Annotated in this window: 22 protein-coding genes; 15 read left to right on the top strand and 7 right to left on the bottom strand. The window is 57.2% G+C overall.

Annotation, left to right across the window (positions count from 1 at the left end):
* The first annotated feature begins 22 nt into the window (after positions 1-22).
* The 7 genes from NI000_RS08425 to NI000_RS08395 all read left to right on the top strand — a co-directional run bounded on the left by NI000_RS08425 (position 23) and on the right by NI000_RS08395 (position 9,455).
* Positions 23-3,136: a glycoside hydrolase family 2 TIM barrel-domain containing protein gene (locus NI000_RS08425; RefSeq protein ID WP_253409471.1), complete on the top strand. Its 3,114-nt coding sequence runs from the start codon at positions 23-25 to the stop codon at positions 3,134-3,136.
* Positions 3,137-3,699: 563 nt separating this feature from the next.
* Complete coding sequence (locus NI000_RS08420) at positions 3,700-4,335, top strand: glycerol-3-phosphate responsive antiterminator (RefSeq protein WP_253409469.1); 636 nt, start codon at positions 3,700-3,702, stop codon at positions 4,333-4,335.
* Positions 4,336-4,507: 172 nt separating this feature from the next.
* Positions 4,508-5,305 (top strand): HAD-IIA family hydrolase, encoded by a 798-nt coding sequence (locus NI000_RS08415; protein WP_253409467.1) that lies wholly within the window; start codon positions 4,508-4,510, stop codon positions 5,303-5,305.
* An 81-nt stretch (positions 5,306-5,386) separates the two neighbouring features.
* Positions 5,387-6,721 (top strand): ABC transporter substrate-binding protein, encoded by a 1,335-nt coding sequence (locus NI000_RS08410; protein WP_253409465.1) that lies wholly within the window; start codon positions 5,387-5,389, stop codon positions 6,719-6,721.
* A gap of 102 nt (positions 6,722-6,823) precedes the next feature.
* Positions 6,824-7,717: a carbohydrate ABC transporter permease gene (locus NI000_RS08405; RefSeq protein ID WP_253409463.1), complete on the top strand. Its 894-nt coding sequence runs from the start codon at positions 6,824-6,826 to the stop codon at positions 7,715-7,717.
* Between the two features lie 36 nt (positions 7,718-7,753).
* Positions 7,754-8,566 carry a carbohydrate ABC transporter permease gene (locus NI000_RS08400; protein ID WP_253409461.1) on the top strand — a complete coding sequence of 271 codons (813 nt, stop codon included), beginning with the start codon at positions 7,754-7,756 and terminating at the stop codon, positions 8,564-8,566.
* A gap of 28 nt (positions 8,567-8,594) precedes the next feature.
* Positions 8,595-9,455: a sugar phosphate isomerase/epimerase family protein gene (locus NI000_RS08395; protein ID WP_253409459.1), complete on the top strand. Its 861-nt coding sequence runs from the start codon at positions 8,595-8,597 to the stop codon at positions 9,453-9,455.
* A 75-nt stretch (positions 9,456-9,530) separates the two neighbouring features.
* On the opposite strand, the gene NI000_RS08390 is transcribed toward NI000_RS08395, so the two are convergent.
* Both NI000_RS08390 and NI000_RS08385 read right to left on the bottom strand, forming a co-directional pair.
* A complete protein-coding gene (locus tag NI000_RS08390; RefSeq protein WP_253409457.1) occupies positions 9,531-10,853 on the bottom strand; it encodes a hypothetical protein in 1,323 nt (440 codons plus the stop codon).
* Positions 10,854-11,122: 269 nt separating this feature from the next.
* Positions 11,123-11,332, bottom strand: coding sequence for a DUF6199 family natural product biosynthesis protein (locus NI000_RS08385; RefSeq protein ID WP_253409455.1), 210 nt, complete (start codon positions 11,330-11,332; stop codon positions 11,123-11,125).
* A 542-nt stretch (positions 11,333-11,874) separates the two neighbouring features.
* Here NI000_RS08385 and NI000_RS08380 point away from each other — a divergent pair.
* The 6 genes from NI000_RS08380 to tatA all read left to right on the top strand — a co-directional run bounded on the left by NI000_RS08380 (position 11,875) and on the right by tatA (position 18,250).
* On the top strand, positions 11,875-14,298 hold the full coding sequence (locus tag NI000_RS08380; protein WP_253409453.1) for a glycosyl hydrolase family 28-related protein: 2,424 nt from the start codon (positions 11,875-11,877) through the stop codon (positions 14,296-14,298).
* Positions 14,299-14,432: 134 nt separating this feature from the next.
* Positions 14,433-15,269 carry a sugar phosphate isomerase/epimerase family protein gene (locus NI000_RS08375; RefSeq protein ID WP_253409451.1) on the top strand — a complete coding sequence of 279 codons (837 nt, stop codon included), beginning with the start codon at positions 14,433-14,435 and terminating at the stop codon, positions 15,267-15,269.
* Positions 15,266-16,216 (top strand): 6-phosphogluconolactonase, encoded by a 951-nt coding sequence (locus tag NI000_RS08370; protein WP_253409449.1) that lies wholly within the window; start codon positions 15,266-15,268, stop codon positions 16,214-16,216. The genes NI000_RS08375 and NI000_RS08370 overlap by 4 nt, the downstream gene beginning before the upstream one ends.
* Positions 16,217-16,230: 14 nt before the next feature.
* Complete coding sequence (locus tag NI000_RS08365; RefSeq protein WP_253409447.1) at positions 16,231-16,935, top strand: PIG-L deacetylase family protein; 705 nt, start codon at positions 16,231-16,233, stop codon at positions 16,933-16,935.
* A 62-nt stretch (positions 16,936-16,997) separates the two neighbouring features.
* Entirely contained in the window at positions 16,998-18,023 is a 1,026-nt protein-coding gene (locus NI000_RS08360; protein ID WP_253409445.1) for a Gfo/Idh/MocA family protein, read from the top strand.
* A 32-nt stretch (positions 18,024-18,055) separates the two neighbouring features.
* On the top strand, positions 18,056-18,250 hold the full coding sequence (tatA, locus tag NI000_RS08355) for a twin-arginine translocase TatA/TatE family subunit (protein WP_253409443.1): 195 nt from the start codon (positions 18,056-18,058) through the stop codon (positions 18,248-18,250).
* Positions 18,251-18,286: 36 nt separating this feature from the next.
* Here the strand turns inward: tatA and NI000_RS08350 are convergent, their stop codons facing one another.
* On the bottom strand, positions 18,287-19,339 hold the full coding sequence (locus NI000_RS08350) for a glycosyltransferase (RefSeq protein WP_253409441.1): 1,053 nt from the start codon (positions 19,337-19,339) through the stop codon (positions 18,287-18,289).
* A gap of 101 nt (positions 19,340-19,440) precedes the next feature.
* Between NI000_RS08350 and NI000_RS08345 the strand changes: the two genes are divergently transcribed.
* Entirely contained in the window at positions 19,441-20,730 is a 1,290-nt protein-coding gene (locus tag NI000_RS08345) for a glycosyltransferase family 2 protein (RefSeq protein ID WP_253409439.1), read from the top strand.
* A 5-nt stretch (positions 20,731-20,735) separates the two neighbouring features.
* Here the strand turns inward: NI000_RS08345 and NI000_RS08340 are convergent, their stop codons facing one another.
* Positions 20,736-20,939, bottom strand: coding sequence for a hypothetical protein (locus NI000_RS08340; RefSeq protein ID WP_054977740.1), 204 nt, complete (start codon positions 20,937-20,939; stop codon positions 20,736-20,738).
* Positions 20,940-20,957: 18 nt separating this feature from the next.
* Positions 20,958-21,500 carry a hypothetical protein gene (locus tag NI000_RS08335; protein ID WP_253409437.1) on the bottom strand — a complete coding sequence of 181 codons (543 nt, stop codon included), beginning with the start codon at positions 21,498-21,500 and terminating at the stop codon, positions 20,958-20,960.
* Between the two features lie 156 nt (positions 21,501-21,656).
* Between NI000_RS08335 and NI000_RS08330 the strand changes: the two genes are divergently transcribed.
* Positions 21,657-24,278 carry a glycosyltransferase gene (locus tag NI000_RS08330; RefSeq protein WP_253409435.1) on the top strand — a complete coding sequence of 874 codons (2,622 nt, stop codon included), beginning with the start codon at positions 21,657-21,659 and terminating at the stop codon, positions 24,276-24,278.
* A gap of 137 nt (positions 24,279-24,415) precedes the next feature.
* Here the strand turns inward: NI000_RS08330 and trxA are convergent, their stop codons facing one another.
* Both trxA and NI000_RS08320 read right to left on the bottom strand, forming a co-directional pair.
* Positions 24,416-24,748, bottom strand: coding sequence for a thioredoxin (gene trxA, locus NI000_RS08325; RefSeq protein ID WP_253409433.1), 333 nt, complete (start codon positions 24,746-24,748; stop codon positions 24,416-24,418).
* Entirely contained in the window at positions 24,738-25,127 is a 390-nt protein-coding gene (locus tag NI000_RS08320) for a MerR family transcriptional regulator (protein WP_253409636.1), read from the bottom strand. The genes trxA and NI000_RS08320 overlap by 11 nt, the downstream gene beginning before the upstream one ends.
* Positions 25,128-25,152 lie beyond the last annotated feature (25 nt).

Below are 25,152 nucleotides of genomic sequence, written 5' to 3'. Positions count from 1 at the left end.
TGTATATACTAGGAGGATTATCATGAGCGACCATCTGGCAAGAAGGGATTGGCAAAATTTGAAGGTGCTAGAGCGGAACCGGCTGCCCGCCCGTGCCTCGTTCGTTCCGTACGGCGCTGAGGAGTCGGCGCTGTCGTACGACCGGGGCAGCTCCGACCGGTTCATGCTGCTGAACGGCGAGTGGGCGTTTCATTACGCCGGACGTCCCGAGGAGGTTCCGGCCTCGTTCTACATGCCGGAATTCGACGACAGCGGCTGGGATCGGCTTGTCGTGCCGAGCCACTGGCAGCTTCACGGATACGGCGCGCCGCATTATACGGATTTATATTATCCGTTCCCGGTCTCTCCTCCCGAGGTGCCGGCAGATAACCCGACCGGAACGTACCGGCGGACGTTTACGCTGCCGGAGGGCTGGCTGTCCCGGAATGTGTTCTTGCAGTTTCAAGGTGTGGATAGCGCGTTTCACGTCTGGGTGAATGGCAGCTACGTCGGCTACAGTCAAGGCAGCCGTCTGCCGTCGGAGTTCGCGATTGTCCCGTTTGTGCGCGAGGGCGAGAATGTGCTGGCGGTGCAGGTATACCAATGGTCGGACGGCAGCTATTTGGAGGATCAGGATATGTGGTGGCTGAGCGGCATTTTTCGCGATGTCGTCTTGGTTGCTCAGCCGAAGACGTATATAAAAGATTTCGCGATCGTCGCCGATCTGGATGCAGACGGCGGCTGCACCGGATTGCTCCATGTGCGAGTGGAACTGGTGAAAGAGCGGACGATGACAGGAAATGTCATGCTGGAGTGGCGGCTGACGGATGGGGAACAAGGAACGGAGGCCGCTTCCGGCGTTTGCCCCGTGGAGAGCTGGAGCGAGGATGGCGGCGCAGCGGAGGTGCACTTCCGGGCGCAGCTGAGCGACGTCCGCCCGTGGACGGCGGAAACGCCAGCCTTGTACGATCTGCTGCTCACGCTCAAGACGGCGGACGGCGACACGCTCGAAGTCGTGCCGACACGCGTCGGCTTTCGCCGGGTGGAAGTGCGAGGCGGCAGGCTGCTCGTCAACGGAAAGCCGATCCGGCTGCGCGGCGTGAACCGTCACGATCATCATCCTGAGCGCGGCCGGGCGGTCACGGTGGAGACGCTGGAGCAGGATATCATCCTGATGAAACGGCACAACATCAACGCGGTGCGGACGGCGCATTACCCAAATGATCCGCGGTTCTACGACCTGTGCGACCGGTACGGGCTGTATGTGATGGACGAGACCGACCTGGAGACGCACGGCTTCGAGCTTGTAGGGGATGCCGATCGGCTAAGCAACGATCCCGCGTGGGAGGAAGCTTATGTCGAGCGGATGCGGCGGATGGTCGAGCGGGACAAAAATCATACGAGCATCCTGTTCTGGTCGCTCGGCAACGAATCCGGCTTCGGCTGCAACCACGAGGCGATGGCCGCCTGGTGCCGCAGCGCCGATCCGACGCGGCTCATTCACTACGAAGGCGACCGTGAGGCGAAGGTGTGCGACGTATTCAGCACGATGTATTCGACCGTGGAGAAAATGATCGGCTTCGGACAGCGCGAAAACGAGGAAAAGCCGCATGTACTGTGCGAATATGCGCATGCGATGGGCAACGGTCCCGGCGGGCTGCTCGAATACGAGGAAGCGTTCCGCAAGTATCCCCGTCTCGCCGGCGGCTTCGTATGGGAGTGGATCGACCACGGCCTCAGCCGTAAAACGGCGGATGGGCGGACGTACTACGCCTACGGAGGCGATTACGGCGACGAGCCGAACAACGGCAACTTCGTTATTGACGGGCTAATCACGCCGGACCGCACCCCTTCGCCCGGACTGCTGGAATACAAAAAGATCATCGAGCCGGTAACGGTGGAAGCGTTCGATGCCGGGCAAGGGACGGTCACGATTCGGAACCGGTACGATTTCCTCAACCTGAGCCATCTGCAGCTCGTATGGACCGTCTTGACGGACGGCGTACTGCTTGCGAGCGGCAGCGCGCCGCTGCCGGACGTGCCGCCGGACGGCACAGCCTCACTGACGCTTCCGCTGCAAAAACCGGCGCGCCTGCTGCCCGGCGCGGAGTACCGGCTTGAGCTGCGCTTCGTGCTCGCCTCGGACACAAGCTGGGCGCCACATGGCCACGAAGTGGCCTGGGCGCAGCTTGAGCTGCCGGGCTGGGCGGCGGCCGGGCTGAGCGTCCAGCCTGCTGCGACGGCGCCGCACCCGCTGCTCGCGGAAGAGCGCGCGGGCGAGCTCGTCCTGCACGGCGCGGACTTCGCGCTCAGCTTCGATCTCGCGCGCGGCGATATCCGCTCGTGGACCGGCGCGGGCCGTCCACTGCTCCGTCGAAGCCCCGCGCTTACGCTATGGCGGCCGCCGATCGACAACGACATGTACGTCGTGGCGGATTGGCGCAAGGCGTGCCTTCATTTGGCGCGCGACGACACCCGTTCGTTCGCCTGGGAGCGGCTCGACTCCGGCACGGTGCGCTGCACCCGCCGTATACGCACGGCTCCGCCCGTATACGACTGGGGCTACGAATCCGTATGGACGTATACGGTTCACGGCAGCGGCCTTGTCGAGCTCCGGGTGCAGGGCACACCGTACGGCAAGCCGCCGGAGATGCTTCCGCGCATCGGGCTGCGGATGGAGCTGCCGGGCGACTATGACCGCGTCGTGTGGTACGGCCGGGGGCCAGGGGAATCGTACCCGGACAGCAAGCAGGCGGCGCGCTTCGGCCGATATGACTGCTCCGTCGACGGGCTGGCGTTCCCATACGTGTACCCTCAAGAGAGCGGCAACCGCTCGGACGTCCGGTGGGCTGCTTTTCTGAGCGGCAGCGGCTCGGGGCTGCTGGCGGCTGGGATGCCGCAGTTCGATTTCGGCGCGCACTGGCATACGCCGGAAGACATCGAGCAAGCGAAGCATACGACCGACTTGGTCAAACGGGATTTCATTACCGTGCACCTCGATTACCGGCACAACGGACTCGGAAGCGCAAGCTGCGGACAGGGACAGCTTCCGCCTTACCGGCTGGAGCCGCATGAATTTACGTTCGCGGTCCGGCTCATGCCGGTCAACGAGCAGGGCATGTCCTTGGACACCGCAGCACGGCGGCTCCGTACCTGAGCGGGCGAGTTAAGAGACAAAGCGAAGGTAAAAAAATCGAAAAGCTCAACGCGGGGCGTAACCGTCCCGCGTTTTTCGCGTAATAGCGGAACCATGGCAACAAATGCAGACAATCGCTGGAGGAAGCACGAATGACGGTTATTACCCTCGACTCGGCTTGAAAATAAAGGAACGAGGATGCGCTAAGCAAAGATTTTATACGTTCTTCGGAACATAGAGGAAGCAGGATGACTTATTCGTGTCGAAAAATAATCATTCTCCCTGAGATGAGGGTGTTAAGTCATCGCAGTTCCTCTATTTTGCTCAGGCGGACCAATTCGAACACAATAGAGAACATCAGTTCCTCTATTTTTTTCGCATGTCTCTGAAACGGGTTCACTCGTGAAACGATCCAGCCAACGGCCAAGAAAAATGCCCCACGCCTTGCCGATTACGCTCATACCCCCATCCATCGCCCCACCCCGTTAACACTGCCCTGACAAATGTTTGCTAAGATAAACTCGAGCTGCGCAGAGATTGTCAGCGTAGGGCGCAGAACGGATGTTTGGAAAGGGGCAGAGAACGTGAAGCAGGCATTATACGAGTACATGGGGGACAAGCGCATCATACCCGCGGTGCGCAAAGCGGAGGATTTACAGGCGGCGTGCGCCAGCGAGTGGCCCGTCGTCTTTTTGCTGATCGGCGATTTGGTTACGGCGGGGGAGTATGTGGAGACGGCGCTCAAAGCAGGCAAAAACGTGTTCCTGCACGTCGATTTTATCGCGGGGCTCGGCAGCGACCCGATCGTCATGAAGTACGTGGCGGAGCGCTGGCGGCCGACGGGCATCATTTCGACGAAGAGCCATTTGGTCAAGCAGGCGAAAAAGAACGGCTTAGCGGCGATCCAGCGGCTGTTTCTGATCGATACGTCGGCGCTGGAGCACGGCATCCACAATATCGGACAGAGCGAGCCGGACGCCGTAGAGATTATGCCCGGTCTGATTCCGCGGGTCATTACCCAACTGCGCCGGAGCATCTCCATGCCGATCATCGCCGGTGGGCTGATTCACGATCACGCGGAGATCGACATGGCGCTGCAGGCAGGGGCAAGCGCCGTATCGATGGGCAGCCGGAAGCTGTGGGGACCGGGTTCGGCAGCAGCGAACGCGCCGGAAGCCGCACCTTTACAAAAACTACACAAACCGTTAACATCCCGATGATAAATCGCTGTTAGAGTAAGAGTCGAAAGTCCCAATTGCATATTCAAGGGTATGAGACGAGGAGAAAACCCTTATGCAGCTGCAGGAAGCGCCTAAATGACGACGCGCCGCTTCTTTCTGCTGGATAAAGGTTTTTTTTGTGTTTTCATCACGAAGGGAGCTGCGCAGGATTTTGCCGGATTTGAGGGAAGTGGACGGTTTCTTTTTTGATTTGGACGGAACGATCATGCTCGGGGACAGGCTGCTTCCGGCGGCTGCCGAAACGTTCTCCGTCCTGCGGGAAAAAGGAAAGAGCATTTTGTTTCTGAGCAATACGACGACGCGGACGAGGAGCGACTGCCAGGCTCGTCTGCAATCGTTCGGGCTGGAAGCGCACGTGCACGAGGTTGTGACGGCCGCCTATGCCGCTGCGGTATATTTCACGGAGCTGCACGATCCGGTCGTGTACCCCGTCGGGGAGCCGGCGCTGATGCGTGAATTGGACGAGCTGGGCGTCCGGCGAACGGAGGACCCGCTTCGCGCGACGCACGTGCTTGTCGGGATGGACATGCATTTCGACTACGGCCGGCTGCATCAAGCGATGAAGGCCGTACGCGGAGGTGCGGCGTTGATCGCAGCCAATCCCGACCCGTATTGTCCGGTCGACGGCGACGTCATCCCCGACACGTGGGCGATGGTGAAAGCGATCGAAGCGGCGAGTTGCGCCGAAACGCAGGTCGTCATCGGCAAGCCGTCGGACTATTACGCCCGCAAGGCGCTCGAATGGAGCGGTCTTCCGGCGAAGCGCTGTCTGATGGTGGGCGACCGGCTGGATACGGATATCTTGCTGGGACTCGGCAGCGGCATGCGCACGGCGTTGGTGCTGACGGGTGTGACGGCGAGGTCCGACCTGGACGGGTCTCCGATCCGGCCCGACTACGTCTGGAATTCCCTGGGAGATTTGCTGGAAGCACTCCGCTCCGATTTTTAACATTTGCTTTACATTGCTCTAACGAGGGCATCACACACGTTTGCTACAGTACTACATACAACCACCAAAGGAGAGAAAACGATGCGTTCTCTAACTGCAAGAATGGTAAGTCTGGGTCTGTGTATTTCGATGCTCGCCGGGTGCGGTGCCAAAACCGAATCGCCTGCCACTTCCTCCGCTTCGAATAAGGCGGATACGAAAGCGGAGACGAAGGACGAGAAAGTCGAGCTCACGTTCTATTTCCCGATTGCCGTGGGGGGGCCGCTGACGGCCACCATCGAAGGGATGGCTCAAGAATTTACGAAGCAAAATCCGAACATTACCGTCAAGCCGGTCTATACGGGCAGCTATGCGGATACCGCCGTCAAGACGCAAGCGGGCGTGCAGGGCAAAAATCCGCCGGATGTGGCCGTGCTCCAATCGACCGAGCTGTTCAGCCTGCTCGATATGAACGCCATCGTTCCGCTCGACGAGTTCATCGCCAAAGAAGGCGGCGACAAGTATTTGTCGGACTTTTACCCCGCGTTCTTGGCGAACTCGCAAACCGGCGGCAAGACGTACAGCATTCCGTTCCAGCGCAGCACCATCGTCCTGTATTACAACAAGGATCTGTTCAAAGCGGCTGGTCTCGATCCGAATAAACCGCCGCAAACTTGGGACGAGATGAAGGACTACGCCAAGAAGCTGACTAAAGACGGCAAATGGGGTCTCGAAATTCCGGTCACCGGCTTCGCGTACTGGATGTTCCAGACGTTCGCACTGCAAAACGGCAAAAACATCATGACCGAGGACGGCAAAAAGGTCATGTTCAATACGCCGGAAAACGTCGAAGGCTTGCAGTATTGGGTGGATTTGGCGAAAAAGGAAAAAGCGATGCCGGAAGGCGTGACTGAGTGGGGCACCGTGCCTTCGGACTTCCTGGAAGGGAAGACGGCCATGATGTACCATACGACCGGCAACCTGTCCAACGTGAAGAAGAACGCCAAGTTCGACTTCGGCGTCAGCTTCCTGCCGAAACAAAAGAGCTTCGGCAGCCCGACCGGCGGCGGCAACTTCTACATCTTTAAAGACATCGACAAGAAAAAGCAGGAAGCGGCTTGGAAGTTTGTGAAGTTCATGACCGAATCCGAACGTGCTGCCCAATGGAGCATCGACACCGGATATGTCGCCGTCCGCAAGTCCGCTTACGAAACCGAGCGGATGAAAAAATACGCCGCCGAATTCCCGGCTGCCGTCGTGGCGCGCGACCAATTGCAGTATGCGGCCGCCGAGCTGTCTACGCACAACAACGGCAAAGTGATGAAGGCACTCAGCGACCAGGTGCAGGCGGCGCTGACAGGCGCGATGACGCCGGCGGACGCCTTGAAGAAAGCGCAGGAGGATGCGGACAAGGCGCTCGCTCCGTTCAATAAGTAATCTTACGTACCCGGTACCAACGGAGGCGGCATGCGCTAATCCAGGCAGCCGCCCCGGGGCTCCGGCACGGCTTCATTTTAACGATCGCGGGGAGGCTTCCTTTTGGGCGGCAAAAACTTCAACTTACAATGGAAAACGGACGCATTCGCATGGCTTTTGCTTTTGCCTTCGCTCGTGTTCTTGTTCCTGTTTACGTTTTATCCGATCGCCAAGACGATCCGGCTCAGCTTTTATCAGGCAGATCTGGCGAGCCCAGTGCCGATATTCATCGGACTGGATAATTACGCGCATCTGATGAAGGACGATATTTTCTGGCAGGTCATGTCCAACAATCTGTGGTTTGCGCTCGGCACGGTACCGACGTCCATGTCGCTGGCGCTGCTGATGGCGGTGTTCGCCAACAAGGCGATTCGCGGCAAAGGCTTTGTGCGGACGGCGTTCTTTTACCCGACCATGATCCCGATGATCGCCATCGCCAACGTGTGGCTGTTCATTTATACGCCGCAGTACGGGCTGCTGAGCAGGCTGACCCAATGGATCGGGCAGGGCGACATCAACTGGCTCGGCACGCCGGAGCTGGTCATGTATGCGATGATCGTCATGATGATTTGGAAGGAAGCCGGGTATTTTATGATTTTTTATTTAGCCGGGCTGCAAAATATTTCCCGGGACTTGTACGAGTCGGCGGAGGTGGATGGCGTCGGGCGCTGGACCGTGTTCCGCAAAATTACGTTCCCGCTGCTCATGCCGACGACTTTGTTCGTCGCCATCGTCGCGCTGACCAACGCGTTCAAGCTCGTCGATCATTTGCTTATCATGACGAAGGGCGGACCGAACAACGCGAGCAATCTGCTGCTTTATTATATTTACGAAACGGCTTTCAGCTTCTGGGATCAAGGCATGGCCTCGACCTTGACGGTCGTCATGATCGCCGTCCTTCTGCTGGTGGCGGCGCTGCAATTTTTCGGGCTGGATAAAAAAATACATTACCATTGATGCGGAAATGCCCTGTGAAAGAAGGTTGGCGGTTACATGCTGCGTAATAAATTGAAAATAAGTCATGCGTTCATATATATGCTTGCATTGGTTTGGCTCGTTCCGCTCGTCTGGGTGACCAGCACGGCCTTTCGTCCGAAGCAGCTTGCGCTGCAGCCGGGCTTGTCCCTGGAGTTCACGCTGGACAACTTCGCCCGCGTCTGGGCGGCTGCACCGTTCGCACAGTACTACGTGAATACGCTGCTGATCGTCGTCTGCGTGTTCGCCGTGCAGATGGTCACGGCGACGATGGCGGCGTTTGCTTTTGCCCGGGTCCGCTTTCGCGGCCAAAATCTCGTGTTTCTGCTGTTTTTGGTGCAGATTATGATTCCAGCGGACGTGCTGATTTTTCCGAACTATAACGTCCTGAAGGAATTGTCGCTTCTCGATACGAAGCTCGGCATAATGCTGCCTTACTTCGCTTCGGCCTTCGGCATTTTCCTGCTGCGCCAGATGTTCAAGACGATCCCGCCGGAGCTGGACGAAGCCGCCGTCATGGAAGGCTGCTCCAAGTGGCAGATGCTGTGGAAAATTTATTTTCCGCTGGCCCGTCCGTCTTACATCGCCTTCGGGCTGGTGTCCGTCAGCTACCATTGGAACAACTTTTTGTGGCCGCTCATCATTACCAATTCCGTTGAAAACCGGCCGCTTACGGTAGGGCTTGCCATTTTCGCCCAATCGTTCGAGACGGGCGCGCAGTGGACGGAAGTGAGCGCCGCAACGCTGATGGTCATCGCTCCGCTGCTGGCCGGGTTTCTGCTCTTCCAGCGTCAATTTATGAACAGCTTTATTCAATCGGGGATCAAGTAAACACACGAAGATGAGGAGGATGGAGTCTATGGAAGCGATGCGTCAATGCGCCGTTTCGACTTACGCGCTGCTGGAGGAGTCTTTGGAGGCGGCGGTCGTTCGTTTGATCGGGGACGGATGGAAGGAAATCGAGATCATGGGCGAAGGACCGCACATCGAGCTGTTGGAATGGCCGGAGGAAAAGCTCGACTGGCTTCGGCAGCTTGGGAAGGAGCATGGCGTTCGCTGGACGGTCCATGCTCCGATCACAGGTCTGAACCCGGCTGCGTACGAGGCGGAAGCGAGAAAAGTCTCGATGGAGCTGTTGTTAACTACGCTTCGGATCGCAGAGCGGCTGGAATGCGCTTATGTCGTGGTGCATCCCGGAGAATCGGACGAAGCGGAGGGGATGGAGGCCGATTCCGGGCTGGAGGCGGAGCTTGCGGAGCGGGTGGCGGAATTTGTCCGGGAAGCGCTGCGCGCAACGGCCGGCTCGGGAGTCGTGATCGGACTGGAAAACGTACCGCCGTATCCGAACCTCTTAGGTACGGACGTGAAGTTTCTGGAGCGGATCGTCCGCTCAGTCGATTCACCGCGTCTGCGGGTCGTTTTCGATGCGGGACACGCCCATTTGACCGGCACGGGACTCTGCTTGCTGTCGCTCAAGCGCGTCATGCCGTACGTTGTCGGGCTGCATTTGAGCGACAATGGGGGTGTGCGCGACGATCACTGGGCGTTTGGCGCAGGCTCCGTTCCGCTCGAAGCTGTGACAGTGCTGGCGCAGGATCACGGCTTCGCCGGCTCTTGGGTGCTGGAGCTGCGCAGCATGCCGGACGCGGTCGCCTCGGCGGAAGCGCTGGCCCTGATGCGGCGGTCTTCCCCGGCAGCCGGACTGCGTCAGGCGGAGTAGAATAGGGGCAGACGAGGGGCTGCTTGAAATACGATCGTTTCCCGGCAACGATTCAAGCAGGCTCGCGTTTCGTCGTTACCTCGCATCCAGCACCCTCAGCTTCACGGATGCATAGTTCGATACATCCTTCGGCACAACGGCTTCGAACGGTTGATGGGAGCCGCTTCCCGGATAGGACGCATCGAATGACAATTCCAGCGGAGCCTTAGCTATCGTTTCACCGTCTGCGTTCAGGAACGACAGCTCCGCTTTCACCTGACGCTCGCCTGCAAGTTTGGAGGCGTATTGACCGGTCACGATGCTGAATACGCCATCCCGCCTCACTTGAATCGAGCCTAAGCGAAGATCTTGATTAGCCGCATCATCTGCGATGGCCATCGGGTCGTCCGGTTGAATCGCGCTTACGATTTGATCGTTGAACATGCCGACTTGAACGGTGGCATACGCAAACGTCTGGATGTTCCGGTCCACCGTCAGCTCGACCGGCGTTGCTTCCCCGTCTTTAAGCCGGACTGTCGTTCCCGAGGAGGCGCCGATTCGTTCGCCCTTTTCGTTGTAGAATAGGACGGTAAACCCGACCGGGATCGTCTCTCCCGTATCCCGCCACCTCGGCCCGAGCTGCACCGAGGCTCGAAATCGCGTTTGATCCCCGTCAAAATAATAATATCGCAGGCCAACCTCCATGCGATGATCTGCATCCGCCGCATCCAGTTCATGAAGCCGGAACCAAACCGGCCCCAGCCACGAATCGGCCCGGTACCAATCTCGCCAAACCGCAGTAACCTGCATCAGCTGGGGATTGACGCCCGCTCCGGCATCCTGGTATGGAAAACGAAATAATCTCGTCGGCGCTGTCAGTTGAACGTCCATCTGAACCAATTTAATGTCGACGAACGCCTCCCAAGTTGGTGCAATCCATCCTTCTCCTTCGGGTGTCGCGACCTTGTACCGTCTATCCCAGCTGGCAATCGCTTTGACGGTTTGTTTGCCGATCTTCCCTTTAGGCGACAATAACCCCGGATCGTTGTACAAAGTTTCTTCGTGGGACAGCTCAATGTACGCGTCCATCGGTTCTTCTTTTCCTCTCAGCGCGTTGTCGGGAACGATCCATGCGTTGCCCATCCAGGTGGAAATCAAATATCTGGGCACCCGATAGCCTTCCCCATGTCCTCTTCTGATGCTTGACGTCTGCAGCACATGAACTTGCTGGGGTGCGATCATTCCGACTTGTTGATAACGGTCGTCGTAGAGCTCCGTCGGCTCGAACAGCGTCAAGGGTTGGGCTGAATCCGCCAGGTTCTGGGAGTCGCTGGCTAGAGCGGATGGTACCGGTGTTTGGCCGTCCAGTGCACCTGCCAACAGTCCGAGGATTAATAAAATCCCGGCTTTTTTTCGCATACGTTCACTTCCTCATCGTTAGGTAGAAACCACCAATTTACCCCTAATTTAACACAATGGTTGACTGAGTAAAAGCAGGGCGTTCTGTTGTTCTGTTCTGTATTTTTCGAAAATGGGTCCAGAAAATGCCACGTGCCAAGTAATGGGGGAAATGTGCGAATAGCAACAACGGGAAATAAAAAAGCAAGGAGTTAGCCAAGAGGCGATTTCCTCGCATTTTACTTTGGAAGTGACTAGTAGTGCTGATAAAAATGAGGTGCAGGGGTTTGTTACTTTATTAGAAATACATAAGCCAGTCCAATACAAACAAATATCAAGAAAACACCCGATACTCTCATCAGCAGTAAATCGATATCGTTCGGTTTCCTTACTTTTTTCGAAATAAATTCCCTTTTCCATATCACTGCTGGTTTAATAATCGCAAGAATAGCGTAAGAGAGCATTAATAACAATAGTAATACGATCAGTGCTTTTTCCAACTTACTCATCTCCCTATTTTCTAAAAATAGATTCCCAACGTTCTCCGTTGAAACATCGTTCCCATTATGCTGTTGTCGCGGGCTTCCCCTCACTGGAATTGGCTGAATGTATCTCAGAGGGAGGAGCAGATGAAGTGGAATTTTGTCGATTGGTAAGGGCGTATCCTGACTTATCACAGTTAAATCTTCGTCACCCTCCCATGCTACTGCAAATCCAAACGATTGTGCAAAAAAATCGGTTAATCTGCTAAAGATTTTGCTCCAACTTCCACGCTATGATTATCGATAAACCCTGCATTTACCCGCATCGTCAAGGGGGGAAGACAAAAGGAACGTATGCGGCGGAGACACGAACCCTTTCACTTCTGCGACAAAAGCTTCACCGCTTCTATCAGAACCGTTATATGGAGCTGCAATGTATTTTCTTACCCCGCCGGTCCTCGTTTAATTTATTTGTTTCAATCCCAACCCAAATTTCATGCAGACGGCCCGCAGCCTGCCTGCCGACAGGAGCCTGGCCGTACTAGAGGAGGATATGAACGATGTCCGAATACAAGCCCGCCGAGTCCGAGCCCGTATCCGTACCGCAAGAAACGTCCCTTCCACCCGAGCCGAAGCGGCTTAGCCGCCGTTCGGTCATCGCCACGCTCGGCATGGCCGGCGTAGCCGCTGCAGGCGGACTGTTGACCGGCGGCGGACTGAGGTCCGCTTACGCCGGGGAATCGCAAACCGTGACCGACATCGTATACGGAAGCCGGGTCAACCATCCGAGAGATCTGATGAACATGGATTTCTGCACGCCTTCCAGTATAGCGGCATTGCGGGCGGCAAAAGATGCGAGAGACGGATTTTTATACTATGTGAGGGATCAGGGGCAGGAAGGATTTTTTTACTATGATCCGAGCGACAGCACGACGGCGGACAATACGGGGCTCGTGCTCGTTTCGACGGTGAGCGGGTACCGGTTTAAGCGGATTGTGGACCGGGACGAGATTAGCGTGAAATGGTTCGGGGCCAAAGGGGACGGCACAGCGGACGATATGGCGGCCATTCAGGCGGCGATCGACGCGGTTTCGGCTTTGGGGGGCGGCACCGTCTATTTTCCGGTCGGCACGTACATCGTATCGCCGCTTCTCCAGACGAAACGCATCATTCTGAAAAGCAACGTAAATTTGCGTGGCGAGGGAAGCAACTCCGTGATTAAGGTGAAAAACGATGCGGGCGATTACTGGACGATTTTCGGCGGTTTTCAAGGCTCGTCCAAAGTGTCGAACGTCCGCATCAGCCATCTGCGGATCGACCAGAACGTTTTGAACAATACGACATGCAGCATTGATCCCGGCCGGGATACGAACGGCACGAAGGATTATTACTGGCGGCAGTTTTGCATCGCGCTGTTCGACTTCGACAATATTACGATCGAGCATGTCCGGTTCGCTCCGATCTGCGGAGTCAATACGATTACGCTCAATAACCCGGCTTGTAAAAACGTCCGAATCCTGAACTGCTCCTTCGAATTCGTGGAGGCGAAAGCGCCCAAATATTACGATAATTCAGCCGTATACATCAACGCCAGAAGCCATACGATTCAAAACTGCCGGTTTCTCAATACGAATCCGAAAAAATATAAAGCGTTCGGCGCGATGGAAACGCATGCGGGCCAAAGTGTCGTGTCGGGAAACATTACGGACGGTTATTTTACCGGCATTCACATACAGTCCAGCGAAATCGCAAACGACCCCGAGCTCCGAAAAACGCTGGATTTCAGCGATATGACGATTTCGGGGAATACGTTCAGCAACGCTTGCCTCGCTATTCAGTTGTGGCCCCGCAAGGAGTTTCCGGTTAAGAACGTGTCGATCACAGGCAATACGATCAGCATCAATAACAAGCACCATAATTTCTCCATGATGCTGGGCATCGGTTCGTTCCCGGGAGTGCTGCCGGACTCTGGCGGCTACGACAATATAACGATCAGCGGCAATACGATCCAGTTTCAGGAAGAGTTCGTCAGACGCAATCCGAACGACCCTAACGAGGCCGGGGTTCCCATCCTCGAAGACCGGGCATTCGGGATCGGCTTCGTGCGGCCGGTCGAAGCGAGCAACATCGTCATCAATGGCAACGTGATCAAAAATTGCCCGTTTACCGGCATCCGCATCGGCAATGCGGAGAAGCTGGGCAAAGTAACCGGGGTGCAGATCAGCGACAACCTGATCATTAACGCCGGCCATTACCCGGCGGCGAACGAAAAGTACAAGTCCGCCATTTTGCTCCAGTCCGCGGTCAGCGACGCTTACATTACGGACAATTATATCCGGGATACGTACGACACGGCCCGGGGACTCTATTCGATCCGAATTAACGAGGCGGACGGCACGTTCTCGAATATTCGCCTGAAGAACAATTGCATCGCCTCGAAGCAGGGCGGGCTGTGGCTCGACCTCGGTCCGGGCATCCTTTTTGATGAGCGGGACGGCGCCGTTTCGAGATTTGTGCAAGCGTTTCCACCAGTCTCGGGTACGTTCGAGGCCGGCGCATTCGTCTATGTGGCCGATCCGACCGTAGAACAGGGCCGGACGCCGGCCGGCTACAAGGTGACTTCGGGCGGAACGGCAGGGGCTTTGACCGGGGTAACGGCTTCGGGAAGCTCCGGATCGGCGGTGCTGAACGTGAATAACGCTTCTGCGCTTGCCGCAGGTCAATGGATTCGCATCGGAAGCGGTAGCCAGCGGCTGAGGATCGTCGCCATTTCCGGCACAGTTCTGCGCGTGCACGAACCGGTCGCCTCCGGCCAGCCAGTCACCGGCGCGGTCAGCTTCGCTGCGCCTTCGTTCGAGCCGTTCGGCGCGATTGGCCGACTCTCCGCCATCGGCGATACGAACGGCTCCACCTTGGCGCAGCTTGAGTCGGAGGTGAACAAGCTGAAGCAGGCTTTGCGCGATTACGGTGTGCTGTCTCTGTAAAAATCCGGCCACGGACGAAAATGCAAAATTTTCGTACCAACCTGCAAACCGAAGTACAAAAAGTGCGGCGAAACGGGCAAAGCTTTTGCCAAAACCTTCGTTTATCATTAGCAGGGAAGAGACCAAGAAAGCGGGTGAACCCTTTGGAAATCGGTGTCATTAACATTTTGCGGAACGGCGGAGATTGCTTTGGGCATGTCAGAGACTTCGGCTTGTCGGTATGTCAGCTGATGTGTTGGGACCCGGAGCTGGCCACTGAGGAAGTGGCCGATCGCGTCGTAGAATGCGCAGCCCGGGCGGGCGTCCGTATCTGTGCGGTCTGGGGCTGGGTCGTGGGTCCCGGGAAGTGGAATTTTACCGAAGGTCCGGTTACTCTCGGTCTGATCCCCGAGGAATACCGCAGCGAGCGGGTTGTGACCCTCAAGCGTTGGGCGGACTTTGCCGAGCGGATCGGCGCCCCGGCGCTCATTACCCACTGCGGCTTCATTCCGGAAAATATGACCGACCCCGCTTATCCGGCGGTGGTGGAGGCGATTCGCGAAGTCGCCGCGTACTGCGAATCGAAGGGGCTCGGCTTCTGGTTCGAGACCGGCCAGGAAACGCCGGTCGTTCTGCTTCGAACGATCGAGCGGGTCGGGACGTCCAATCTCGGCATCAATTTGGATCCGGCCAATCTGATTTTGTACGGAAAAGGCAATCCGGTCGATGCGCTCGACGTCATCGGTCCTTATGTGCGCAACGTGCATGTGAAGGACGGATTGTATCCGACCGACGGCGATCGTCTCGGCAAGGAAGTGCCCGCCGGAGAAGGGAAAGTGAATTTCCCTGTGCTGCTTGCCAAGCTGCAGGAGCTTGGCTACGACGGCGAGCTGATTATCGAACGGGAAATATCCGGCGACGAGCAGGCCCGGGATATACGGGCGACGATCGGGCGGCTGGAGCGGTGGAGGAGACGGGAGGAATTCGCATGAACTTGTTCACGACGCTGAAGGGCTCTTTGATGGAAAGCTTTTTCCCGCAAGGGTGGGATTTGGAGAAAATGGACGCCTGCTGCAACCTGGGCCCCGGGCGTCTGCTGGCGCGTCAAAGCCACTGGCATGACCGGTTCGAGCCGGTGGCCTGCGAAGATTTGCAGGAATTTAACGCGCTGATGGGCCATGAGATCGCCCTGACGATCAAACAGGCGCGGGACCGCGGGGAAAAGCTTGCGATCATTTTCCCGGTAGGGCCGATGGGGATGTACAAGTGGACTGTCTACTTTCTCAAGGCTTGGGATGTGAGCGCTTCCCATGTTTATGGCTTCAATATGGACGAATGGAGCGACGCCGAAGGACGCACGCTGCCGCCGTCCGATCCGGGAGCGTTCCAATACGCGATGGAGCACAGCTTTTACAACCTGCTGGGCGAACGGACGGTGCCGAAGGCACAGCGGCATTACGCAACGGCGGAAAGCTTGCCGAGATATGCCGAGCGCATTGCCATGCTGAAGAAGGAAGGCGCCAAGCTGCTGGTTATTTATGGCATCGGGCGCGTCTGCCACATCGCCTTCTGGGAGCCGCAGTATGCCGGGGAATATGCGGACGAAGCGGCTTGGCGGGCCGCCACGCACCGGATCGGGGCGAAGCTGCACCCGCTTACGATCGAGCAAAATGCGATAACGAGCTTCAAGAGCCGGACGACGCGCGTGCCATGCTATGCGAATACGATCGGGCCCGGGCTGTTCCTGCAGGCCGATTATGCGATAGGCGGCGCGGACGGCGCGCTCGGACGCGGGATGATGTGGCAGGGCATGTCGCTGGCCGTTACGCTTCAGCACGGCGCCGACCCCTGGATTCCGTCAACGTATATGCCGACGCTGCCCGGCAAGCTGTTTTTCCTAAGCGAACTGGCCGGACCGCTTGAGCCGGAGCTGAACTAAGGAGGAGGCGCTTCATGATCGTACTTGCCATCGGCGCGCACCCCGACGACATCGAAATTTCGTGCGCGGGTACGCTTGCCAAGCTGAAGCAGGCAGGGCACGAGGTCGTGCTGTGCCACGTCTGCAAAGGGGATAAAGGGCATTACCACATCCCGCCGCACGAGCTGACGGACATCCGCCGCAAAGAGGCGGAGGAAGCGGGAGGCGTCATCGGCAGCCGGGTACTGACGCTCGGCTTCGGCGACGGCGAAGTGATCGCCGACAACCAGGAGAACCGGATGAAGTTCATCGATCTGATTCGCGAGGTGCGCCCGGATCTCGTTATCACGCACGCTCCGAACGATTATATGCCGGATCATATCGCCGTCAGCCACTTGGTGTTTTACGCGACATTTTTTGCCACGCTGCCGCATTTCGTCACGGACCGTCCGGCGGCGGCCAAGGTGCCCGGACTGTACTACATGGACAATTTGTCCGGTCTCGGTTTCGAGCCGACGTTTTACGTCGATGTGACCGACCATTTCGCCACGAAGCTGGAAATGCTCAAGAAGCACCAGAGCCAGCTTGTCTGGCTTAAAGAGCATGATGGGGTCGATATTGTCGATTTTGTGGATGCTCTCGGAAAGACGAGAGGAATTCAAGCAGGCTGCGCTTACGCCGAAGGGTTCGTCCAGCATTTGGTCTGGACCCGCCCGAACGCCGTCCGCTTCCCGGTCTGACGGGAGGGCATCGTGGGGCGACGGACATGCCATTATTTCATTTTGGAGGAGAGAGAAACCGGATGCTGAACGTAGGGTTAATCGGAATTGGCTTTATGGGCCGGACTCACATGACCCAATATCTCCGGCTGGAGCGCGAAGGCTTCCCACTCCGGCTGACTTCGATATGCGATGTCGATGCGAAGAAATTCCAGGGTATCTTTACCGAGGGCAACATTCAGAACCCGTCGACGCAGTATGACTTCAGCCCGTACCGGCTGTATAACGAGGTCGACCGGATGCTGAAGGAGGAACGGCTGGATATGGTTGACATCTCGCTGCCGACGTATCTGCATGCCGAAGTGGCGCTCAAGGCGCTGCGCCAAGGCGTCCATGTCCTATGCGAAAAGCCGATGGCTCTCACGACGGGCGAAGGCGAGGCGATGATCGAAGCCGCCCGGGAATATGGCAAGAAGCTGATGATCGCGCAGGTGCTGCGCTTTTGGCCGGAATACGAATATTTGAAGGACACGGTTTCCAGCGGGAGATACGGTAACGTGCTGTCGGCTTACTTTTTCCGCGGAGGCAATCCGCCGGTATGGACGTACAACGACTGGATGGTGCTCGAGAATACGAGCGGGGGCGGCATGCTCGATCTTCATATTCACGACATCGATATGGTGAATTGGCTGTTCGGCATCCCCGGCTCCGTAGCGACGATTGCCCGCAGTGTTCTGCCGGGAAGCGCATACGATATTATTTCCACGAACTATACGTATCCCGACGGCAAAGTGGTCAATTCGCAAATCGACCGGTCGCTGCAAGGCGATTTTGGCTTCGAAATGGCGTTTCGCGTCAATTTCGAGGGCGGCAATCTGGTATACGACAAACGGGTGCTGAAGGATAACCCCAAGAACGGCAAAGGCTTCGTGCCGGAGCTGTCCCAGGACAGCGGGTACTACCGCGAGATCAAATATTTCGCGGAAGCGGTCATGCACGACCGCCCGTTGGACCGCTCGGCTCCGGAGGATACGCTCGTATCGCTGCGAATTGCGGAAGCGGAAAAGCAGTCCGCCGATCAGGAAGGCGTGCCGGTGCGGATCGCGTAAAATTTGCAATAACTTGAAAGGGGGAAAAGCGAATGCTTTCAGGTATCGGATTATCGGGATTGTTGCTCATCGTTTTGGTGACGCTCATTTTATTCGGCCCGTCCAAGCTGCCACAGCTCGGGCGGGCGGTCGGGACCACGCTAAGCGAGTTTCGCCAGGGGAGCCGGGAGCTGGTGGAGGAGATCGGGACGGAGGAACGGCATCAAGCGGAGGAAGGCAGACGATAATCATTTTCCCTTGCTAAACGATGCAGCAGGTATCATTCAGGAGAGAATTCGATCGCTTCCCTGGGGTCGGGTTCTTTCTTTTCGTTGCGGAATCGAGCGAAGGAAGGCGTCGATCTCCCGGGCGCGGCGCTCCCAAGTATGCTCCAGGGCATAGGTGATACGGGCCGCCCCGTCGCCCGGTTTGACAAGCCGTTCTGCAACCTTTCGTATAAAATCCCCGCGGGATGAGGCGATATCCACATGCGGAGCCATCCCCTGACATTCGGGAAGCGCCGTGGATACCACGGGTTTGCCGGCGGCCAGGTATTCGTACGCTTTGACCGGATTGGCTGCGACCGTGACGGGCGTTATGCGGAAAGGAATGATGCAGACGCTGAAGCTTCGAATATAGTCCCGCAGCTCCTCATGCCGCTTGAGCCCCAAGAACCGTACCGTGTCGCCGAAAGCGTCGGGCCGGAGTTTTCTGTCGAATTGCGGCCCGATTACCGACACTTCGGCCCCGGGCAGCCGTGAGCATAAGCCGATCAGCCCTTCGTCGATCCAGGGCGCCCATGCTCCGACGTAGCCGATCTGTTTTCGCTTCGATGATCCACGGCTTGCAGCCGCTTCTTCGTCCGGCAGGTGAAGCTTCATGCTTGGATCGTAAGCATTGCGGATCAAAATGGCCCGCTGCTCCCGGTAACATCTTCGGATTCGGTCGTACAGCCGCTGCGATGAGCATACGATGGCATCCGCCCGGACGGCCAGCTGTTTTTCGGCCCGGAACCACTCGCCGAGCTCGTCCGAACAGTCGTAAACGATCTGATAAGGGGAGTAGGCAGCGGCAATGGACAAGTAGGCGAAGGGCAGCGAGCACCAGACGAGAACCGGGGCGGTTTTGCGGATTTTGGGCCAAGCGGTTTGAAGCCAATGCTCATGATGATGAACGACAAACAGGTTCGGCTCGATGCGTTCCACCCGCGGAATCGATCTGGTCCGGTTGCAGAAAAATACCGTGTAGCCCAGTCTTGCCAGTTGGGTCATCAACTGCTGCGGGCGCTGCTTCATCCATAGCCAATCGAGGGTCGGCGGATAAATGACGATGCTCACCGGACAGTTCCTCCTTCGAAAAATCGATAACATATTCTAGGTGTTTATCATATAGTAAACAGTGAATCCGAAAGTGCAGATGACAGGAGGCCGTTCCCGAGATGCTGTTTATCGTGCTGGACTCGCATCAAAGCGGACCTGCGGAGCAAACGCTAGCATCCGTCCGGGCCGTCTTCCCGGATAGCCGGTGCGTACTGCTGGAATCGCATGCTGCGGGCGGCATGAATGAAGCTCTAGCCGATGATGACGGGCCTTGGTTTGTCGTGCTGTATGCGGGCGAGCTGCTGCTCCCGGCGTTTCGCCGCGAGCTCGAGACTTGGGTCCGTTCATTGGAGGAGAGCGATGCCGGTGTGCTCCTGCTCCCGGCGGCAGCGGAAGGCCGTCGTCTGCCTGCCGCCAGCGTACCCAGAGGGCCTGTGCTCTGGCGAACGAAAGCGTGTAGAAGCGGCCTGTCTCCGGGATTTGCCGGGCCTGGGCTGCTTCCGTTCGAACGGTATGCCCTGGTGGAAAAGCAATTCCAGTTAAGCGCGGCATGGCATTGGCCGGAGCGGCAGTCAGTGGGGTGGCTGCCCGCTGTGACGGGTATTCCCGTCTCCAAGAGAGCGGCGGACGAATGGCGCGAGGTTGTCCCGATCCTGAAAGGGCGGTATAGCGCCGCCATTCCCGGCAAGTCTCCGTTCGTAACGGTAGTCCTTTGCCTATTCAATGATGCGGAATATTTGGTTTGGGCGATCCGAAGCGTCTGCGTACAATCGTACCCGCACTGGGAATTGCTCATTATGGACGACGGATCGACCGACGGCGCCGAGGAGAAGCTGAGAGCCTGCCCTTTTTCGGCGGACCCCCGCATCCGGTTCGTGCGCTGCGAGCGGAACATGGGAAAGTCCCATACCTTGAATCGGGCGTTATCGATGGCCCGGGGACGATGGCTGCTTGAGCTTGACGCCGACGATTGGCTGATGCCGGACTGCTTGCGTTTACTCGCTGGCCGGGCTGTGCAAGGAAACGGAGCGGCCTTCCTCTACGGGAGTCACAGGCTATGGCACGAACGCCGGGACAAAAGCTTGATCATGGGACGGATCGGCGAGTGTCCGAAAGCGATGACGGTCGATTTGCTTCTGAAAGACGGGTTTCCGCTGGCTCCCCGCATGTATAACGTAGAGCGGCTGAAGCAGTTGGGAGGCTGGCTGACCACGGACCCGTTCGAGGGGCGTTTGTACGAAGACCTTCAGCTTCTGGCACGTCTTCTGCCGTTCGGGCCGCCGGAGGAAGTACCTGAAGTCATGTACCATCGAAGACTGCGAATGTCCAGCATAACCCACCGCCACCCGGGCCGTTATGCCAAGTGGCTTCAGTGGATGAGGGAAATGCTGCCGGCCATAAGCCCGTAGCAAGATTAAGCCGCAAGAATGCGTACGAATTCTACATTTTGGTTAAATACCGTCACTTGAATCGTCGGAGAAGTGTAAGAAGGATTGGGGACCAGTACCGTAAAAAAGCCGTCTCCTACGCCGAGCAGCGTACCTTGTACGAATTGATTCGTCAAAAACGCTTCGATCTTTCTGCCGATGAAGGCGGCCAGCGCCTGCGAGAAATTCATGTCCTGCGGCCTCCTTTCTCAAGTTACGGAATTTACGTTGGCGAGAGGGATTAAGACAATGTCGCCGGTAGGCTCTTGGATTTGGGCAAAATCGTCGCCGACCGCAGTCAGCGTACCGGAGATGGAGCCTGCGTTTGTATCGAGAGATACCGTCGTGCCGACACGTCCTTGCAGCACCGTACGAACGGCACGGCTCGTGGCGTAGAGACTCTCCACTTCCGCTTGCAAGTCGGCGATCTGGGCGGCGAATGGCTCCGTCCGGGCTGCAAGCGCGGAGACTTGCCCGCTTAAACCGTTCAGCGACTGGTTCGTTTGCGCCAACTGCGCGGCCAATTGCTTCTCTTGCGCGGAGACGGCGTTCACCTGTCCGGCGAGCCGGCTTACGTCGCGCGAGATTCGACGAATGCGCCGGCTTAAGATGGTAAACAGCCTGAGCAAACGGTGACGGAGCCTGCTGACGATGTCTGACAAGGTCGGGCGTTTCTTTCGGGGAACCGCCTTTTTGCGTGCCGGAACGCAGTTGCTTTTCACTAAAAGAATTTGCCGTAAGGACACGGTCATTACACCCTCCTTCCGAATAGATACGTTGTACCATATGTCAGTCAAATGCTTATAGGAACTTGTCACATCGAAAATGATGAATCAACCTATTTATGGAAAAAACGGAACGAACGCAGACCGCCGTTTGATTCGGTAACGAAGGGGAGGTAGAGGAAGGTGACGGCAGAGACGAAACCGCACTTTCGTTCGGAATATCATTACAGGCAGCAGTATTATTCCAGTTTCCTGCATGGTCCGATCGATCCGTATGCAGCGGAAGTGATGAAGCTGATGGGGAACAAAACATACAAAGCGATCGTCGTATTCCCCGAAGCCGTTCCCTGGGAGCCGCTCCAGCGTCCGCAGCAGCTGCTGAAAGAGTTTGCCGGACGAGGTTATCTTTGTTTTTTTTGCGATCCTACCGGCGAACCTTTTCAGCTTCGCGAAGCCGAGCCGAACCTTTTCGTCGTGAGCGGCGAAGCGTATTTGCTTCCTGCGCTTCGCAGCCAATCCGTAATTGTGCTGTGTACTTGGCTGCTGCAGATGGCTTGGGCGGACCAATTGCCGCATAAGGTGCTTTGGTACGATGTGCTCGACTGTCTTGAATTTTTTTCGTTATATGATGAGAACATGCTCGAAAAGCACCGTCAAACGACGGCCCAAGCGGACATCGTGACCTATTCCGCGAAATCGCTGCAGAGGTATGTGACGGAACGGTCCGACGCCTATTATTTGCCTAACGCTGCGAGAATCGAAGATTTCGGCATGCCACGTGCGTTCATTCCCGGGGATATGGCCCCGTTTGCCGCAGCAGGCTCCCCGGTCATCGGATATTTCGGAGCGGTGGAAGAATGGTTCGACGACGGGCTGGTGCTGGAACTGGCCCGCAGAAAGCCGGAGTGGCAGTTCATTATTATCGGCAAGCCGGGCATTTCCAGCGATAAACTCGATGCACCCAACGTCCACCTGCTCGGGATGAAGCCGTACCATCAACTGGTCCACTATGGCAAATGGTTTGATGCGGCCATCATTCCATTCCGCGTCAACGAAACGACCAACGGCGTGTCTCCTGTCAAATTTTTCGAATATGCAGCGCTTGGCCTTCCAGTCGTTTCTACGCCGCTGCTGGAATTAACGGCGTACCAGACCGACATCTTGCGTCTGGCGGAAGGCGCTGACGAATTCGAAGCGGCGCTTGAATCGGTCCTGGCTCCGGAATTCGCTGCGGTCGCGGCCCGGGAAGGGGTTCGTTTCGCCGCAGGACACCAATGGTCGGAGCGGACGGATCAAGCGGAGCGTCTGCTGGAGGAACGGCAGGGAGCCTGGAAGGCGTATGCCAATTACGATCCGGCCGGCAAAGCTGCGGTGATGACGGTTACGTTTCTGGATTATGAGGGGGAGAAGTTCTATAACGGCGGAGCGGAGCGGTATTTGACAGATTTGCACCGGCTGATGGAGCAGCAGGGGGTGCCGCTTACCGTCTATCAGTACGGCCATGATGCGTGGCTGCGCCGGGTCAGGGGCATCGATGTCGTGTCTTTATCGCGAGGCGGACAGCACGCGAAGCAATATACGATCCCCACCGTCAAAACGTACAGCCGCTTGTTTCAGGAGCAGACGGCCGAGCGTTCGGCACTGACGGTCTATTCCGCCTTTTTCAACGCGTGGCCCTATGAAACGAGCGGTTCGGGCATCGGTATTATTCACGGCGTGAGCTGGGATAACCCGGATTGCAGCTATGCGGACGGGACGATTTTCTGGGAAACGAACCGCCGTTTTATCGAAGGGGCCCGGCTGTGCGGAACGCTGGTGTCGGTAGATACGAATTCGGCGAACTGGCTGCAGACGGTCGATTATGCTTTGGGCCACGCGATCAAAGTGATTCCGAACTATGTAGATACGGACGAATTTACGCCAAGACCCGATTACGACAAGCCGGGGAGCCGCATCGTCATCTTGTATCCCCGGAGATTGTACCATGCGAGAGGGTTGTACCTGGTACTGGAAGTTATCGATCAAATTTTGCTTAAATATCCTCATGTCGATTTTCATTTTGTCGGGCAAGGACTCGATGACGACCTTCGGCATGTAGACATCAAAATCAAACGGTGGCCCGGCCGTATTAAACGGTACTCGCTTAAACTTGACGACATGCCGCAGGCTTACCGGCAGGCGGATATCTCGCTGATCCCGACGCTGTACAGCGAAGGCACAAGCTTGTCCTGTCTGGAGGCGATGGCTTCCGGGAATGCGGTCATCGCCACCCGGGTCGGCGGCTTGACGGACCTCGTCATCGACGGGTACAACGGGCTGCTCATCGAGCCTAACGCCCATGCCCTGAAACAAGCCATCGGCAGCTTGCTGGACGATCCGGCGAAGCTCGTTTCCTTCAAGCAAAAAGCGACCGAAGTCGCAGAGGTATTCACCAAGAAGCGCTGGACACGACAGTGGACGGACATCATCGCTTCCCATGGGCGCAGCCGTGCCGACTTGTCCGCTTCGCCCGGCCGCAGCCGGCTGATCGAGATTTGGCTGACCCATTTCCCGGCAGAACAGAGCGCAGGTCAAGCGATCGTGAACTATTTGGCCGGAGGCGATTTGGTCTATATCCGGGTGAAGGATGGAAAGGCGTACCGGTCCTACAGCTTCGGCCGCTTGCAATGGCTGGACTGGGACGATCCGCAGCATGACGAACCAGATGAGCTTATCGTGGAGCAGGGGATCGAACGGGAGTTCGGCCGTCCGGTCCGAACCGTCGCGATCGAAGAGGGGAACTGGAGGATGGAGGCTGGCGGCTAAGGCGCGCCAGCCCTTTTGGGTTAGGCAAAATTTCCGATAAAATCATCCGACATGCAGGGAATTCCACCATGCGCCAAAATATGGTACGATGAACAGGAAGAGGTACGGATGGCGGTGTATGACTGGTGCCCGACTGCTTAGCCCGCGGCCATGGCCGAGTGCTTGGCAATCAAGCCCCGGTATGCCTCTTTCGGCCTCAAGCCGACCAGCCTTTCGACAGGTTCGCCATCCTTGAGCAGGATGACCGTCGGCATCGACATCACCCCGTATTGGGCCGCAATGTGCGGCGAAGCGTCGACGTCCACCTTCAGAATCGTCACGCGCTCTCCCAGCTCTTGCCCAAGCTCCTCCAGCAGCGGGATCAGCCTTTTGCACGGCGGGCACCATACGGCGGTAAAATCGACCAGCGTCAGTTCGGATTTGCGGATATCCTCGGAAAATTCGGCGTCATTGCTTGTTTTAAGACTCATCGTTCGTTCCCTCCATGGATTCGTTATCGGTTCGTTCCGATAGAATAGATTGTATGCGCTCCGCCAGATTGGACCTGATCCGGACCAGCGTCTGGATTTGCTCGTCGAGTTCCTGCAGCTTCTGCTGATAAACGGGCAACACCTCGTTGCAGAACGCTTCTTTGTTCATGAGCACGCAGTGCAGAAAACCGGCAATCTGCTCGGTAGACAAGCCCAGATTCAGATACAACCGGATCGTTTTGACCTGTTCTACGGCAAATTTGTGATATTCCCGGTAGCCGCTTTCGGTGCGGGCCGGCGCGATTAGCCCTTGCTTCTCGTAATAGCGGAGCGATCGGATGCTGGCTCCGGTCGCCTTGGACAGCTCGCCGATTTTCAGGGGCCATCCCTCCTTCGGGTGGATT

The organism is Paenibacillus tyrphae, assembly GCF_024158745.1.
Taxonomy (GTDB): domain Bacteria; phylum Bacillota; class Bacilli; order Paenibacillales; family NBRC-103111; genus Paenibacillus_G; species Paenibacillus_G tyrfis_A.
The sequence above is the reverse complement of the archived record's forward strand: the minus strand, read 5'-3'. Positions and strand labels throughout refer to the sequence as shown.

Bases quoted from the DNA above. Each gene is read 5' to 3' on its own strand.
- NI000_RS08365 (WP_253409447.1), top strand. From the start codon at position 16,231: ATGATCGTACTTGCCATCGGCGCGCACCCCGACGACATCGAAATTTCG.
- tatA (WP_253409443.1), top strand. From the start codon at position 18,056: ATGCTTTCAGGTATCGGATTATCGGGATTGTTGCTCATCGTTTTGGTG.
- trxA (WP_253409433.1), bottom strand. From the start codon at position 24,748: ATGAGTCTTAAAACAAGCAATGACGCCGAATTTTCCGAGGATATCCGC.
- NI000_RS08360 (WP_253409445.1), top strand. From the start codon at position 16,998: ATGCTGAACGTAGGGTTAATCGGAATTGGCTTTATGGGCCGGACTCAC.
- NI000_RS08340 (WP_054977740.1), bottom strand. From the start codon at position 20,939: ATGAATTTCTCGCAGGCGCTGGCCGCCTTCATCGGCAGAAAGATCGAA.
- NI000_RS08345 (WP_253409439.1), top strand. From the start codon at position 19,441: ATGCTGTTTATCGTGCTGGACTCGCATCAAAGCGGACCTGCGGAGCAA.
- NI000_RS08380 (WP_253409453.1), top strand. From the start codon at position 11,875: ATGTCCGAATACAAGCCCGCCGAGTCCGAGCCCGTATCCGTACCGCAA.
- NI000_RS08410 (WP_253409465.1), top strand. From the start codon at position 5,387: ATGCGTTCTCTAACTGCAAGAATGGTAAGTCTGGGTCTGTGTATTTCG.
- NI000_RS08395 (WP_253409459.1), top strand. From the start codon at position 8,595: ATGGAAGCGATGCGTCAATGCGCCGTTTCGACTTACGCGCTGCTGGAG.
- NI000_RS08390 (WP_253409457.1), bottom strand. From the start codon at position 10,853: ATGCGAAAAAAAGCCGGGATTTTATTAATCCTCGGACTGTTGGCAGGT.
- NI000_RS08335 (WP_253409437.1), bottom strand. From the start codon at position 21,500: ATGACCGTGTCCTTACGGCAAATTCTTTTAGTGAAAAGCAACTGCGTT.
- NI000_RS08370 (WP_253409449.1), top strand. From the start codon at position 15,266: ATGAACTTGTTCACGACGCTGAAGGGCTCTTTGATGGAAAGCTTTTTC.
- NI000_RS08400 (WP_253409461.1), top strand. From the start codon at position 7,754: ATGCTGCGTAATAAATTGAAAATAAGTCATGCGTTCATATATATGCTT.
- NI000_RS08425 (WP_253409471.1), top strand. From the start codon at position 23: ATGAGCGACCATCTGGCAAGAAGGGATTGGCAAAATTTGAAGGTGCTA.